Origin of the sequence: Kosakonia oryzendophytica, assembly GCF_027886705.1 — a bacterium.
GTDB classification, from domain to species: domain Bacteria; phylum Pseudomonadota; class Gammaproteobacteria; order Enterobacterales; family Enterobacteriaceae; genus Kosakonia; species Kosakonia oryzendophytica.
Genome location: NZ_CP115659.1, coordinates 2,380,927 through 2,394,924 on the forward strand (window position 1 = coordinate 2,380,927; position 13,998 = coordinate 2,394,924).

The 13,998-nt window shown below is 51.3% G+C and carries 16 protein-coding genes; 11 read left to right on the forward strand and 5 right to left on the reverse strand.

The window, feature by feature from the left end; genetic code table 11:
• Positions 1-99: 99 nt before the first annotated feature.
• The 5 genes from cysB (at position 100) to acnA (ending at position 4,820) form a co-directional block, all read left to right on the forward strand.
• Entirely contained in the window at positions 100-1,074 is a 975-nt protein-coding gene (gene cysB / locus O9K67_RS11630) for an HTH-type transcriptional regulator CysB (RefSeq protein ID WP_061496198.1), read from the forward strand.
• A 317-nt stretch (positions 1,075-1,391) separates the two neighbouring features.
• Positions 1,392-1,553, forward strand: a complete 162-nt coding sequence (locus O9K67_RS11635; protein WP_082794169.1) for a YmiA family putative membrane protein — start codon at positions 1,392-1,394, stop codon at positions 1,551-1,553.
• A gap of 1 nt (position 1,554) precedes the next feature.
• Complete coding sequence (locus tag O9K67_RS11640) at positions 1,555-1,725, forward strand: hypothetical protein (RefSeq protein WP_088237631.1); 171 nt, start codon at positions 1,555-1,557, stop codon at positions 1,723-1,725.
• Between the two features lie 136 nt (positions 1,726-1,861).
• The gene (ymiC, locus tag O9K67_RS24750) at positions 1,862-1,960 is read left to right on the forward strand and encodes a small membrane protein YmiC (RefSeq protein WP_369407360.1); all 99 of its coding nucleotides are present in this window, start codon (positions 1,862-1,864) and stop codon (positions 1,958-1,960) included.
• 184 nt (positions 1,961-2,144) lie between these two features.
• Positions 2,145-4,820 (forward strand): aconitate hydratase AcnA, encoded by a 2,676-nt coding sequence (acnA, locus tag O9K67_RS11645; protein ID WP_061496196.1) that lies wholly within the window; start codon positions 2,145-2,147, stop codon positions 4,818-4,820.
• A 49-nt stretch (positions 4,821-4,869) separates the two neighbouring features.
• Here the strand turns inward: acnA and ribA are convergent, their stop codons facing one another.
• Positions 4,870-5,457 carry a GTP cyclohydrolase II gene (gene ribA, locus O9K67_RS11650; protein WP_061496194.1) on the reverse strand — a complete coding sequence of 196 codons (588 nt, stop codon included), beginning with the start codon at positions 5,455-5,457 and terminating at the stop codon, positions 4,870-4,872.
• A gap of 196 nt (positions 5,458-5,653) precedes the next feature.
• Here ribA and pgpB point away from each other — a divergent pair, with 196 nt between their 5' ends.
• The 5 genes from pgpB (at position 5,654) to yciH (ending at position 9,297) form a co-directional block, all read left to right on the forward strand.
• Positions 5,654-6,418, forward strand: a complete 765-nt coding sequence (gene pgpB / locus O9K67_RS11655) for a phosphatidylglycerophosphatase B (protein ID WP_061496192.1) — start codon at positions 5,654-5,656, stop codon at positions 6,416-6,418.
• A gap of 141 nt (positions 6,419-6,559) precedes the next feature.
• Complete coding sequence (locus O9K67_RS11660) at positions 6,560-6,868, forward strand: LapA family protein (RefSeq protein WP_061496190.1); 309 nt, start codon at positions 6,560-6,562, stop codon at positions 6,866-6,868.
• Between the two features lie 6 nt (positions 6,869-6,874).
• Positions 6,875-8,044, forward strand: coding sequence for a lipopolysaccharide assembly protein LapB (gene lapB, locus O9K67_RS11665; RefSeq protein ID WP_061496188.1), 1,170 nt, complete (start codon positions 6,875-6,877; stop codon positions 8,042-8,044).
• Positions 8,045-8,233: 189 nt separating this feature from the next.
• Positions 8,234-8,971, forward strand: coding sequence for an orotidine-5'-phosphate decarboxylase (pyrF, locus tag O9K67_RS11670; RefSeq protein WP_061496186.1), 738 nt, complete (start codon positions 8,234-8,236; stop codon positions 8,969-8,971).
• On the forward strand, positions 8,971-9,297 hold the full coding sequence (gene yciH / locus O9K67_RS11675) for a stress response translation initiation inhibitor YciH (RefSeq protein ID WP_061496184.1): 327 nt from the start codon (positions 8,971-8,973) through the stop codon (positions 9,295-9,297). Before pyrF ends, yciH begins: the two co-directional genes overlap by 1 nt.
• Positions 9,298-9,407: 110 nt before the next feature.
• Here yciH and osmB read toward each other — a convergent pair whose 3' ends face one another.
• The 3 genes from osmB to yciZ all read right to left on the reverse strand — a co-directional run bounded on the left by osmB (position 9,408) and on the right by yciZ (position 10,916).
• Positions 9,408-9,626, reverse strand: a complete 219-nt coding sequence (gene osmB, locus O9K67_RS11680) for an osmotically-inducible lipoprotein OsmB (RefSeq protein ID WP_025263597.1) — start codon at positions 9,624-9,626, stop codon at positions 9,408-9,410.
• Between the two features lie 257 nt (positions 9,627-9,883).
• Positions 9,884-10,642, reverse strand: coding sequence for a DNA-binding transcriptional regulator YciT (gene yciT / locus O9K67_RS11685; RefSeq protein ID WP_061496182.1), 759 nt, complete (start codon positions 10,640-10,642; stop codon positions 9,884-9,886).
• A 91-nt stretch (positions 10,643-10,733) separates the two neighbouring features.
• Entirely contained in the window at positions 10,734-10,916 is a 183-nt protein-coding gene (yciZ, locus tag O9K67_RS11690; RefSeq protein ID WP_061496180.1) for a protein YciZ/DeoL, read from the reverse strand.
• Positions 10,917-11,112: 196 nt separating this feature from the next.
• Here yciZ and O9K67_RS11695 point away from each other — a divergent pair, with 196 nt between their 5' ends.
• A complete protein-coding gene (locus O9K67_RS11695; RefSeq protein ID WP_061496178.1) occupies positions 11,113-11,982 on the forward strand; it encodes a crotonase/enoyl-CoA hydratase family protein in 870 nt (289 codons plus the stop codon).
• Here O9K67_RS11695 and pdeR read toward each other — a convergent pair.
• Positions 11,979-13,970 carry a cyclic di-GMP phosphodiesterase gene (gene pdeR / locus O9K67_RS11700; RefSeq protein WP_061496176.1) on the reverse strand — a complete coding sequence of 664 codons (1,992 nt, stop codon included), beginning with the start codon at positions 13,968-13,970 and terminating at the stop codon, positions 11,979-11,981. The two genes, O9K67_RS11695 and pdeR, sit on opposite strands and share 4 nt — an antisense overlap.
• Between the last annotated feature and the right edge of the window lie 28 nt (positions 13,971-13,998).

The following is a 13,998-nucleotide window of genomic DNA, read 5'->3' on the forward strand; positions in this document are numbered from 1 at the left end:
CACAGATGCTATAAATGATATAGTGGTTATAGCTATCTTCTTTTTTATTATGAAATCGTATTAAGCGATTACCCGTTTGCGCACTCCGGATGGTCTGTTATGAAATTACAACAGCTTCGTTATATCGTTGAGGTGGTGAATCACAATCTCAATGTCTCTTCAACGGCGGAAGGACTTTATACCTCTCAGCCGGGTATCAGTAAGCAAGTCCGCATGCTGGAAGATGAACTGGGTATACAAATTTTTGCCCGCAGCGGCAAGCATCTTACTCAGGTCACCCCAGCAGGGCAGGAAATCATCCGTATTGCGCGTGAGGTGTTGTCCAAAGTCGACGCGATCAAATCGGTGGCAGGGGAACACACGTGGCCGGATAAAGGGTCATTGTATGTTGCGACCACGCATACGCAGGCGCGTTATGCGTTGCCTGGCGTGATAAAAGGTTTTATTGAGCGCTATCCGCGGGTGTCGTTGCATATGCACCAGGGGTCGCCGACGCAAATCGCCGAGGCCGTTTCAAAAGGCAATGCGGACTTTGCGATTGCCACCGAAGCGCTGCATTTGTATGACGATCTCGTGATGTTGCCCTGCTATCACTGGAACCGCTCGATTGTGGTGACCCCTGATCATCCGCTGGCGGCCAGGCAGTCGGTGAGCATTGAAGAACTGGCGCAATATCCATTAGTGACCTATACCTTTGGTTTCACTGGTCGCTCTGAACTGGATACCGCCTTTAATCGCGCCGGTTTAACGCCGCGTATTGTTTTCACCGCCACCGACGCAGACGTTATCAAAACTTATGTAAAGCTGGGGCTTGGCGTGGGTGTGATTGCCAGTATGGCCGTCGATCCGGTATCGGATCCTGACCTCGTGAAACTGGATGCGCACGAGATTTTCAGTCATAGCACGACCAAAATTGGCTTCCGCCGTAGTACGTTCCTGCGCAGCTATATGTATGATTTTATTCAACGCTTTGCGCCACATTTAACGCGGGATGTTGTCGATACTGCTGTTGCATTGCGTTCTAACGAAGATATAGAAGCAATGTTTAAAGATATTAAGTTGCCACAGAAATAATGACGAAGGGTATCTTCGGCATTCAAAAGACATGCTTAACTCTGCCCAAAGTTAAATTAGAATTATCATCATCTAATTTCTCAATCACCCGCGAGGGTGATTGAGCTCACAATGCTAAGTCCGCACTGTCGCTAATTTGTGACAAAAATAGAAACTAAATTGCAGGTCTGCAAATTTCTCACTTCAATTATTTATTTCGGGTCAAAAGATTAAATCTTTCTTTGGAAATGGTGAGTAAATTCACTGGATTTTCGGCTAAAGTTCTTTTAGGATTTGTCTCAACCCATGATTAATTCTACCGATTGTTGGTGTTCAAAATGATAAGTGATGTCGATTGTACGAGGTTAGCAATGCCATCAGGAAGTGAAGAGCCGCAAAGGGACCCTGAGCTGAAGCGTAAAGCCTGGCTGGCGGTATTTCTTGGCTCTGCCGCATTTTGGGCAGTCGTTGCGTTATTGATCTGGAAATTCTGGGGTTAAAATGGCAATAGCAGGCCGATTCGAACCAGTGAAACATGTATGTCAACTTCATGACACGCCTACAAAAGCGAAAAAGAAACCTGTGACCGCTATTCCTGCTTCATGGAAACTGTCGCCGCAGCAACAAGCTTTTATAGATGCCTTTGCAGAAGATACGACCAGGAAACAATAAAAATATCATCAGAATAAACAGGGAGAATTATCTCTTTATTCTATGAATGATCTTTTGTACTCATTGATTAATACACAGCATAAATGAATTGAGTAGCAACTCAGTTTTAATGAATAGATTTTCTGGTAATAGCTTCATGCATAATGGTTACGGAATGAAATATTGGTCGTGGATGGGAGCATTTTTTGTTTCTGTCCTTTTCTGGGGGGAGCTCGTTTGGATGTTCCTCCAGTAATGAAGTAATCTCCTGAAAAACCTCGCATCTGCGAGGTTTTTTTATTTCTGCCCCCGCGGTTCGCTTTTGCCGTATGTAGCAATTCGGGTTGTTATCAAAACGTTACGATAAGTTTGTGTTATCTTTAATTACAGACCCTGAAGACTATCAGGGCTTCGCAATCCCTGTGATTAAGGAGGAGCATATGTCGTCGACCCTACGCGAAGCCAGTAAGGATACATTGCAGGCAGAGAATAAAACCTGGCGTTACTACAGCCTGCCGCTGGCCGCAAAGGAACTTGGGGATATCTCGCGATTACCCAAGTCACTCAAAGTGTTACTCGAGAACCTCCTGCGCTGGCAGGATGATGATTCCGTCACGGAAGAAGATATTCGCGCGCTGGCTGGATGGTTGAAAACGGCCCATGCTGACCGTGAAATTGCCTACCGGCCGGCAAGGGTATTAATGCAGGATTTTACCGGTGTGCCCGCCGTTGTGGATTTAGCAGCCATGCGTGAAGCGGTAAAACGCCTGGGGGGCGATACGGCGAAAGTGAACCCGCTTTCACCCGTCGATTTAGTGATTGACCATTCCGTCACTGTTGACCATTTCGGGGACGACGAAGCATTTGAAGAAAACGTGCGTCTTGAAATGGAACGTAATCATGAACGCTATGTTTTTCTGCGCTGGGGTCAGCAGGCATTCAGCCGTTTCAGTGTGGTGCCGCCCGGCACTGGCATCTGTCACCAGGTGAATCTCGAGTATCTCGGCAAAGCCGTGTGGAGCGAATTACAGGATAAAGAGTGGGTCGCTTACCCGGATACACTGGTTGGCACCGATTCACATACCACCATGATCAATGGTCTCGGTGTGCTGGGCTGGGGCGTGGGCGGCATTGAAGCGGAAGCGGCGATGCTTGGTCAACCTGTTTCGATGCTGATTCCGGATGTTGTGGGCTTCAAGCTGAACGGCAAATTACGGGAAGGTATTACCGCAACAGACCTGGTACTTACCGTGACACAGATGCTGCGTAAGCATGGCGTCGTCGGTAAGTTTGTTGAATTTTATGGTGATGGTCTGGACGCGTTACCGCTTGCGGATCGGGCAACTATCGCCAATATGGCACCGGAATATGGCGCAACCTGCGGCTTTTTCCCCATCGACGGTGTGACGCTGGAATATATGCGACTCAGTGGGCGCAGCGAAGAGCAGGTTGCGCTGGTTGAGGCCTATGCAAAAGCGCAAGGGATGTGGCGCAATCCAGGGGATGAGCCGGTTTTCACCAGCACACTAGAACTGAATATGCAGGATGTTGAGGCAAGCCTGGCCGGGCCCAAACGCCCGCAGGATCGCGTTGCACTCAGTGATGTTCCTAAAGCCTTTGCTGCCAGCTCCGAACTGGAACTGAACACCGCGCAAAAAGATCGTAAACCGGTTGATTATGTCCTGAATGGGCATCAATACCAGCTGCCAGATGGCGCGGTCGTCATTGCCGCCATAACCTCGTGCACCAACACTTCAAACCCCAGCGTACTGATGGCGGCCGGTTTACTGGCAAAAAAAGCGGTAACCCTCGGATTGAAACGTCAGCCGTGGGTAAAAGCATCGCTGGCACCGGGCTCGAAAGTCGTCTCTGACTATCTCGCGCAGGCGCGTTTAACACCGTATCTTGATGAACTTGGTTTTAACCTTGTTGGCTACGGGTGCACCACCTGTATCGGTAATTCCGGTCCGCTGCCGGAGCCGATTGAACAGGCTATACGTCAGGGAGATCTTACGGTAGGTGCGGTACTTTCCGGTAACCGTAATTTCGAAGGGCGCATTCATCCACTGGTCAAAACCAACTGGCTGGCATCGCCGCCATTAGTGGTGGCGTATGCACTGGCCGGTAATATGAATATTAATCTGGCCACCGATCCATTGGGGCACGACCGCAAAGGCGATCCGGTCTATCTGAAAGATATCTGGCCATCCAGCCTGGAGATTGCACGGGCGGTTGAACAGGTTTCGACAGAAATGTTTCGCAAGGAGTATGCGGAAGTCTTTGAAGGTACGCCGGAGTGGAAGGCGATTGAGGTTGAACGCTCGGACACCTATGGCTGGCAGAGTGATTCGACGTATATTCGTCTCTCGCCCTTTTTTGATGATATGGGGGCACAACCTGAACCGGTGAAAGACATACATGGCGCGCGGATCCTCGCCATGCTGGGCGATTCGGTGACCACCGATCATATTTCGCCGGCAGGCAGTATTAAAGCGGATAGCCCGGCGGGGCGTTACCTGCAAAGCCATGGTGTGGAGCGGCGTGACTTTAACTCCTATGGCTCACGGCGCGGCAATCATGAAGTGATGATGCGCGGTACGTTCGCGAATATTCGTATTCGTAATGAAATGGTGCCGGGTGTGGAAGGAGGGATGACACGTCACCTGCCAGGGAGCGAGGTTATGTCGATTTATGACGCCGCAATGCGCTACCAGCAAGCGGGAACACCGCTGGCGGTCATCGCCGGGAAAGAGTATGGCTCGGGCTCCAGCCGTGACTGGGCGGCAAAAGGGCCGCGCCTGCTGGGTGTCCGGGTAGTGATCGCCGAATCGTTCGAACGTATCCACCGTTCGAACCTGATTGGTATGGGGATCCTACCCCTGGAGTTTCCGCAGGGGGTGACCCGTAAAACGCTGGGGTTAACCGGTGAGGAGAAACTCGATATCGTTGATCTGACGGATATTCAGCCCGGCGGTACCTTACCTGTGACAGTGACGCGGGCGGATGGCTCACAAGAGGTGTTGCAGTGCCGTTGCCGTATTGATACGTCAACCGAACTGACGTACTACCGTAACGATGGGATCCTGCATTACGTGATACGTAACATGTTGCACTGAATAAAAAGGCCTGCAATTGCAGGCCTTTTTTTGCGCTGTTTGTTACAGATTACTTCAGCAGGTGGCCCATTTTCTCGGCTTTGGTGTCGAGGTAATGCGCGTTTTTGGGGTTACGTCCAACGATCAACGGCACGCGCTCAACAATATTGATTCCTGCTTCAGTAAGGATTTCCACTTTGCGCGGGTTATTGGTCAACAAACGCACTTCATCAACTCCCAAAAGTTTGAACATATCAGCACACAGGGTGAAGTCTCGCTCGTCGGCAGCAAAACCAAGCTGATGGTTCGCTTCTACGGTATCGTAGCCCTGATCCTGTAACGCATAGGCGCGGATTTTATTGAGCAGGCCAATGTTTCGACCCTCCTGACGATGATAGAGCAACACGCCGCGGCCCTCTTCGGCAATATGGTTCAATGCTGCTTCAAGCTGGAAACCACAATCGCAACGTAAACTGAAAAGCGCGTCTCCCGTCAGACACTCCGAATGCACACGCGCGAGAACGGGCAGCTGCCCTGAAATATCACCAAAGACAAGGGCAACGTGATCCTGCCCGGTTGCCAGTTCTTCAAAACCCACCATCAGGAAGTCGCCCCAGGGGGTAGGCAGTTTGGCTTCTGCCACTCGTTTAAGCTGCATGTGAATCTCCGGATTATATTGGCGCACTGCGCACCTGTAGCCTGTTGGCCTTCTGTATAAACGTATTTTGCCACAATGCCTGCATTATCGCCTACTTGTGACCAACTTATTGCGCCTTAAGCGCACGAATACGTTGGTTCCTGCGGGAATGCCATTTTTCAGTTATGATTGTGACGCTTACATGAAAGGAGAAGACATGCTGTCAATTGCAAAACGAACAACGGCGGGGGCGGCGATGTTACTGATTATGCCGCTGGCAGTGTGGATCTCCGGCTGGAACTGGGAACCGGGTCAATCAACCGTGTGGTTGCATTTTCTGTTCTGGCTCACTGAAACGGTCACTCAGCCTTGGGGGATAATCACTCATGCGGCGCTCTGCGCGTGGTTTCTCTGGTGCCTTCGTTTTCGCCTGAAGCCTGCGTTAATGCTGTTTGCCATTCTCGGCTGCGCAATCTTGTTGGGGCAGGGAGTGAAATCTTTCGTCAAGGAGCGTGTCCAGGAACCGCGGCCTTTTGTCATGTGGCTGGAAAAAACAGATCATATTCAGGCGGAGGAGTTCTATGCGTTAAAGCGCAAGGCCAGAGGTGACTGGGTGAAAAGCCAGCTCTCCAGCCAGCATGATATTCCGACATTTTTACGCAAACATTGGCAAAAAGAGACCGGTTTTGCCTTTCCGTCCGGGCATACCATGTTTGCGGCGAGTTGGGCCTTGTTGGGTGTTGGGCTGTTATGGCCGCGCAGACGCACCTGGACCATCGCGATTTTACTGGTGTGGGCAACAGGCGTAATGGGGAGCCGTTTACTCCTGGGGATGCACTGGCCGCGTGATTTAGTGGTGGCGACACTGATCTCCTGGCTACTGGTGACGGTGGCAACCTGGCTGGCGCAGCGCCTCTGTGGGCCGTTAACACCGCCGGTTGATGAGGTGCAGGAAATCGTCGAGCGGGACCAGGAACCTTGATTTTCGTAGGTTACCCCCCAAATCAGAATTTAACGTCATGCATTACCATTTCGCGCCGGGCGCTAAAATGGTAGTTTATAGGGCTGGTTAGTCGCAGTTGCCCATATATTCATCGCTCGGAAGCACATAACGGGATGTAATGTGAAATATTTACTCATTTTCTTACTGGTGTTAGCCATTTTTGTCGTCTCGATTACGCTGGGTGCGCAAAACGATCAGCAAGTGACGTTCAACTATTTGCTCGCCCAGGGCGAATACCGCATCTCTACGCTGCTGGCTGTACTGTTTGCGGCTGGGTTCGCGATCGGCTGGCTGATTTGCGGCCTGTTCTGGTTGCGCGTTCGCGTTTCTCTGGCGCGCGCTGAGCGTAAAATCAAACGTCTTGAGCACCAGCTTACCCCTGCGACAGATGTCCCGGTTGCTACCGGCGCACCGGCAGTGAAGGAATAATATTCTATGCTGGAGTTGTTGTTTCTGCTGTTACCTGTCGCCGCTGCCTATGGCTGGTATATGGGGCGCAGAAATGCTCAACAGACAAAGCAGGATGAGGCGAACCGGCTGTCACGTGAATACGTCGCCGGGGTTAACCTTTTACTGAGCAACCAACAGGATAAAGCGGTCGACCTGTTCCTTGATATGCTGAAAGAGGACACCGGTACCGTTGAAGCGCATCTCACCCTGGGGAATTTATTCCGTTCGCGTGGCGAAGTCGATCGCGCTATCCGTATCCATCAGACGCTGATGGAAAGCGCATCATTATCCTATGACCAGCGTTTGCTGGCGGTGCAACAGCTTGGACGCGATTATATGGCGGCCGGGATGTACGATCGTGCCGAAGATATGTTTAACCAACTGGTGGATGAAACCGATTTTCGCATTAGCGCGTTGCAGCAGCTATTGCAGATTTATCAGGCGACCAGCGAATGGCAGAAGGCCATCGATGTTGCTGAGCGTCTGGTAAAACTGGGAAAAGACAAACAACGCACAGAAATTGCCCATTTTTACTGCGAATTAGCGCTGCAGCAAATGGGCAATGACGATATGGACAGAGCAATGGCGTTGCTGAAAAAAGGCGCCGCCGCCGATCGCGATAGCCCGCGTGTTTCCATCATGATGGGGCGGGTATTTATGGCCAGCGGGGATTACGCTAAAGCGGCCGACAACCTGTTGCGCGTCATTGATCAGGATAAAGAACTGGTCAGTGAAACGCTGGACATGTTGCAAACCTGCTACCAGCAGTTGGGTAAAAATGATGAGTGGGCGGCGTTTTTGCAGCGGTGTGTGGAAGAGAACTCCGGGGCAACTGCCGAACTGATGCTGGCAGAGATTAAGGAACGACGAGAAGGTCCGGATGCGGCGCAGCTGTATGTCACGCATCAGCTTCAGCGTCATCCAACGATGCGCGTCTTCCATAAGCTAATGGATTACCACCTGAATGAGGCAGAAGAAGGGCGCGCGAAAGAGAGCCTGGCCGTGCTGCGTGAGATGGTTGGTGAGCAGATTCGCAGTAAACCGCGTTATCGTTGCCATAAATGCGGTTTTACCGCTTTTACCATGTACTGGCATTGTCCATCCTGCCGAGCCTGGTCGACGGTGAAACCGATTCGTGGCCTTGACGGGCAGTAATTTTTTAAAAGCCTGGATTTTAGTTACAACATACTTGTTTATTGGGTTCTAAGAATGAAGCAGCAGTGCCATTACATTGTCTGTCAGGACGAAAATGGCCGCTGTTATTTGCCACCCTGCACAGGTAGAATGCTCGCCGTTTATTCATTTTGCGCCTGAGCGGGTGCCCTCATTTGAGAAGGTCTGATCATGACGTCTACTGCTTTCCCGACTTCCCGTGCTGTTACCGCTTCGCCGGTTGTCGTGGCTCTCGATTATGATAACCGTGACAAAGCCCTGGCGTTTGTCGACCGTATCGACCCTCGCGACTGCCGACTGAAAGTAGGCAAAGAGATGTTCACGCTGTTTGGGCCGCAACTGGTTCGCGAGTTGCAGCAGCGTGGTTTCGATATCTTCCTCGACCTGAAATTCCACGATATTCCTAACACCACAGCGCATGCAGTGAAAGCGGCCGCCGATCTGGGTGTATGGATGGTGAATGTTCATGCGTCTGGCGGCGCGCGCATGATGACCGCAGCAAAAGAAGCCTTATTATCATTTGGCAAAGAGGCCCCGCTACTGATTGCGGTGACGGTATTAACCAGTATGGAAGCCAGTGACTTACAGGATCTTGGCATTCAGGCGACTCCAGCAGAACATGCTGAACGGCTGGCAAAACTCACCCAGCAATGTGGTCTGGATGGGGTGGTATGTTCCGCGCAGGAAGCGGTGCGCTTTAAGAGCGTGTTGGGCCATGATTTTAAACTGGTCACGCCAGGAATTCGTCCTCAGGGCAGCGAAGCTGGCGATCAGCGCCGTATTATGACGCCTGAACAGGCGTTGGCCGCAGGTGTAGACTATATGGTCATTGGTCGCCCGGTTACACAATCCACCGATCCGGCGCAAACGCTGAAAGCTATCAATATCGCTTTAGGTAAGGGGGCATAATGCACGATGACAATAGCCGTCTGGTGTACTCGACAGAAACCGGGCGTATTGATGAGCCTAAGACGCAACCTGCTCGTCCAAAAGGGGATGGCATTGTGCGTATTCAACGCCAAACCAGCGGACGCAAAGGTAAAGGTGTCTGCCTGATTACCGGCATTGATGAAGATGATGAATCGCTGGTTAAATTGGCGGCAGAGTTAAAGAAAAAATGCGGGTGTGGCGGGGCAGTGAAAGATGGCGTGATCGAGATCCAGGGTGACAAACGCGATTTGCTGAAGTCATTACTGGAGGCCAAAGGAATGAAAGTCAAACTTGCTGGTGGATAAAACAGAAAAGCCGTGGCAATACACCACGGCTTTATGTTTTACACTGTGTAAAACTCAGACCTGAAAAGAAAGTATCGTTATTTTGCTGTAGTCGCCGTCTCGCTCACCAATTACTTACCAACCTGGTGGCCGATGATCCCACCGACAGCCGCGCCGCCCAGCGTACCGAGCGTACTACCATCAGTCAGCACCGCACCGCCAAGCGCACCCGCACCCGCACCGATGGCGGTATTACGATCGCGTTTAGACCAGTGACCACAGGCGCTCAGGGACATTGCCAGGGTAACTGCCAGTACTGCAGCGGCCATTTTTTTGCTTGTTAACATCATCATACTTTCTCCTGAATAATCGATTCACGGAAAGATGTTCTCTTTTAGTATAGCCATTGAGGGCCGCCTGAAAGCCATTCCGTGAAACCTTGCTGCGCAGGCGTAATACAATCACGTGAGTGATAGTCACTTCCTGTTATATCGCTAATATTAATTTTACGCCGCGGCTCGTTACAGGACAGGTAAATAGTCTTAATCACCCGGTCGGAATACTCTCAGATAAGAGGGGGTTAGCCCGCTTTCACGGGCTGGGGAACTTAGCGGTTCGCGCCAGGTCCGACGATATCGACAATCAGACCCGCTTGCTGAAATTGGAGATGGGTTTCTGAGGCCAGATTACTGTCGGTGATCACCCGCTGGAAGCGCGCAATCGGACCGAGGGTGTAAGGGTGTACTGCGCCGAACTTCGAACTGTCGGTGAGGACAATAGCATCGCTGCCTTTTTCCAGCACAGCGTTAACGACATCAGTACGCATCATATCTCGCCCGGTAAACCCGGTTTCCGGTTGCCAGCCATCAATACCGATAAACGCCTTGCTGAAATGCACTTGTTGAATGTACTGACGCGTCAGCGGGCCCACCATACTTTCGCTTTTTTTCTGGTAGATGCCACCGAGCAGAATCACCTCAGAAAGTGAATCTTTCAGCAAATGCGCAATATAACTGCTGACCGTGATAATCGTGATATCTCGCTGCTCGCCAAGTTTACGCGCCAGTAGGGCATTGCTGCTGCCATTCTCAATAAACACCGTTTCGCCCGGACTAACCAGTGAGGCAGCGAAGTCCGCCAGATCGCGTTTTACGGTGTAATTATTCATCATGCGCGTTTCAACGTCGTCGCTGTCGAGCGGTACAGCAAAACCATGCATACGGCGCAGATAGCTCTGTTTTTCCAGTGTGTTCAGATCCTGGCGAATAGTGACTTCAGAGACACCGGTCATGCGCGCAAGATCCGCAACGCTTATCCGGCCTTTATCGATGACGGTCTGTAATATGAGTTGTTGTCGGGAATTCATAGCCACAAATTTCTGATTGTTCGTCGGGATGATGAAATCGCCATGACGGGTGTCGCTTCCCGGCTACCGCGTGATGGCGAAAGGAAGAAATTCAAATTTCCCAGGGCGTCTTAGGTGCACCGGAAGAAGACGTTTTGTCATTGTTGTCGGGATCTAATAATTCCGCTTTCAGAATTTCCAGGTTGCGAATGGCGGATTGATAATCCCCGGCAACCAGAATATCCAGCACGGTATCGATCCGGCTGGCAAGTTGCTTCACATCGATGTCTGCCATACCTTCACCTCAAAATCGAAAAATGAATAAATTCAATGATGCAGAAAACAGTGTAAAAAGAGAAGGGTAAAAAGCGAAATCTCAAAAACTTATAAGCACTCATTATATATTCAGTATGTGATACGCAGTCACCTTCGGGGGTGGATTAGGCTTGCTGTGCGCGCAATGCGCTATTTTCCTACCGGAGGGTAAAGCAATGACGATTATCAACCACGCTACGTGCAAACTGTTTACCGATGATGAACGCTTTACGCAACTTTCTGGCTTTTACGAGGAGGAACGCCGCACAGTCTGGATGATGTTGCGCGCCCGACCACGACCCTGTTTTAACCACGCTTTAATTGAAGAGATCATGAATATCTCGTGGCTGGTCAGGCAGGCGGGGTTCAGCGTCGATTTTTGGGTAACCGGCTCGCTGGTCCCCGGTATGTACAATACCGGTGGCGATTTACAATTCTTTATTGAGTGCATCAAAAACGGTCGCCGTGAAGCGCTAAGAGCCTATGCCCGGGCCTGCGTAGACTGTGTACACGCCGCGTCACGCGGTTTTGACACCGGCGCTGTGACGTTGGCCATGGTAGAAGGCAGCGCCCTTGGTGGCGGTTTTGAAGCGGCGTTAGCGCATCATTTTGTTCTGGCACAACGTGATGCACGCCTTGGCTTTCCGGAAATCGCGTTTAACCTGTTTCCGGGCATGGGCGGTTACTCGTTGGTGGCCCGGCGTTCGGGAATGAAACTGGCAGAGGAACTGATCTACAAAGGCGAGTCGCATACAGCTGAATGGTATGCGTCCCAGGGACTGGTGGATCTCGCCTTTGATGCCGGGCAGGGCTTTATCGCTACGCGGACTTTCATCGATACACTATTGCCGCGCCTTAATGGCGTCCGGGCGATGCTCCGGGCCCGCCAGCGAGTTTTGCAACTGCCGCGCAGTGAATTAATGGACATCACAGAAGACTGGGTGGATGCCGCTTTTTGCGTACAGCCTAAAGACATTGCGTATATGGAACGACTGGTACAGTTGCAGAACCGCCATGTCTCAACCAGTTTCAGTAAAGCCAGCTAGGGCGCTTTTCGTGCCAGATAGCGCTTAAGCCAGCGCTCAAATGCGGCAGCGGGCATAGGCCTGGCAAATAAAAACCCCTGCCGCTCGTTGACGCCGTTCTTGGTCAGAAAGGCGTCTTCTTTTGCACTCTCCACACCTTCAGCAATCACCTGCAAATTAAGTGCTTGCGCCACAGCGACAATCGCCCGCACCAGCGACTGGGATACAGACTGTTTATGAATATCACGCACAAACGATTGATCGAGTTTGATGGCATCAAGCGGAAAACGCGCCAGTTGCGACAGAGACGAATAACCTGTACCAAAATCGTCGAGGTGAATCTGCGCTCCCAGTTCACTGAACTGGTTAATTACCGATAGAGCAAGTTCCTCATTCTCAATCAGGCAGCTCTCCGTCAGCTCTACATCTATAGGGCAATAATCAAAGTGAACATCCTTCAGCGCCTGCTTAAGGTCGCTAAAAATCGACTGATCGGCCAACTGGCGCGCGGAAACATTCACCGCCACGCGCAAATGAATGCCTTTGTCTCGCCATTCCGCCACCTGACGCACAACGTCAAGCATCACCCAGCGTCCTAATGGCACAATCAAACCAGACTCTTCGGCATACGCGATAAAGTCGAGCGGCGGGATCAGCCCGCGTTCGGGAGATTGCCAACGCACCAGTGCTTCCAGACTGCGTATTTCACCGCGCCAGGTTATTTTCGGCTGATAGTGTATAACCAATTGATTTTTTTCGAGTGCTTTGCGCAGATTGGTATCGAGCCAGAGATATTCAAATACACGCTGGTTCATTTCTGGCGAGAAGACGCAGAATTTACCGCGCCCGTTCTCCTTGGCGGTATACATGGCCGTGTCGGCATTACGAATCACGCTTTCGCGATCGTTACCGTGCTGCGGGGCAAGTGAAATCCCCAGCGAACAGCCGCTATAAATTTCAATTAAGCCAATGCGGAAGGGCTGGCGTAGACGTGTCAGGATCCGCGAAGCCATGGCTTCCAGAGCACTCTGGGAGGTGTCGGTCGCCAGTACGATAAATTCATCGCCGCCAAGCCGTGCCAGCACTTGCCCTTCATCAAGGCAGCTTAAAATTGCCAACGCCACGGCCTGCAACAGCTGATCGCCGAACATATGGCCATAGGCATCGTTCACTTTTTTAAAGTTGTCCAAATCCAGGTAGACGATGCCAATCTGCGTATCGCCACGATGGGCAATGGCATCGCTGATGCGTTCTTGAATGGCGTTGCGATTGGGTAAACCAGTGACGGTATCAGTATTGGCCAGGAGGCGTAAGCGCTCCTGGGCGTGGCGCTCTTCCGTAATATCGGTGCCGGAGCAGATAAGAAATATTTCGTTCTTACCGCTACCGCTATGGACGAATTTATTGCGGAACAGGAAGAGGCGCTGACCTTTGCGGGTTTTGATCCAGCGCTCGACTTCGTAGGGGGCACCATTATGAAAAAAACCTGCAATATTACGTTTCGAGGCGGCCGCTTCACTGCGACTCATGAATAATTTAAAGACGTTTTGCCCAATCACCTCTTGCTCTTTCATGCCGGTGTATTCTTCGCTGAGGCGATTAAAACGCTGAATGTTGCCGCGACGGTCAAGGATCACAATCACCGAATTGGCTTCAGAGACCACTTGCTCAGCAAAAGAGAGCCCCTGTACCAGGTCACGGGCGACGGATTGGGTGTCATGCCACGCGGAGGCACTGCCTGCCCACGCCTTACGGCTAATTTTGCGTCCAACAAGATGTACCGACACGGCTTCGCCATACAAGACAATATTCAGGGTCAGGCTGGATGTGATCACTGTCATTTCGCGGATCTGCCCGGCCTGAGCGTCACTTAATGTCACCACGAAGCTGGCATCGGACCCTTCGTCCGGAGAAAAGTGCAGGGCATTGCTATCGGCAGTCAATCGCCAGAACGGGCTGTTAGATCCCAGATAACGAAACAGCAAATTTTCTTCCTGTTCGTCTTTCATGCTCTCTCCCAATCCACGTGAAAGCGCA

Coding starts and splice junctions, on each gene's coding strand:
- yciZ (WP_061496180.1), bottom strand. CDS start 10,916: ATGGCAGACATCGATGTGAAGCAACTTGCCAGCCGGATCGATACCGTG.
- pyrF (WP_061496186.1), top strand. CDS start 8,234: ATGACGTCTACTGCTTTCCCGACTTCCCGTGCTGTTACCGCTTCGCCG.
- ribA (WP_061496194.1), bottom strand. CDS start 5,457: ATGCAGCTTAAACGAGTGGCAGAAGCCAAACTGCCTACCCCCTGGGGC.
- pdeR (WP_061496176.1), bottom strand. CDS start 13,970: ATGAAAGACGAACAGGAAGAAAATTTGCTGTTTCGTTATCTGGGATCT.
- osmB (WP_025263597.1), bottom strand. CDS start 9,626: ATGATGTTAACAAGCAAAAAAATGGCCGCTGCAGTACTGGCAGTTACC.
- O9K67_RS11695 (WP_061496178.1), top strand. CDS start 11,113: ATGACGATTATCAACCACGCTACGTGCAAACTGTTTACCGATGATGAA.
- O9K67_RS11635 (WP_082794169.1), top strand. CDS start 1,392: ATGATAAGTGATGTCGATTGTACGAGGTTAGCAATGCCATCAGGAAGT.
- pgpB (WP_061496192.1), top strand. CDS start 5,654: ATGCTGTCAATTGCAAAACGAACAACGGCGGGGGCGGCGATGTTACTG.
- cysB (WP_061496198.1), top strand. CDS start 100: ATGAAATTACAACAGCTTCGTTATATCGTTGAGGTGGTGAATCACAAT.
- acnA (WP_061496196.1), top strand. CDS start 2,145: ATGTCGTCGACCCTACGCGAAGCCAGTAAGGATACATTGCAGGCAGAG.
- yciH (WP_061496184.1), top strand. CDS start 8,971: ATGCACGATGACAATAGCCGTCTGGTGTACTCGACAGAAACCGGGCGT.
- ymiC (WP_369407360.1), top strand. CDS start 1,862: ATGCATAATGGTTACGGAATGAAATATTGGTCGTGGATGGGAGCATTT.
- O9K67_RS11640 (WP_088237631.1), top strand. CDS start 1,555: ATGGCAATAGCAGGCCGATTCGAACCAGTGAAACATGTATGTCAACTT.
- lapB (WP_061496188.1), top strand. CDS start 6,875: ATGCTGGAGTTGTTGTTTCTGCTGTTACCTGTCGCCGCTGCCTATGGC.
- yciT (WP_061496182.1), bottom strand. CDS start 10,642: ATGAATTCCCGACAACAACTCATATTACAGACCGTCATCGATAAAGGC.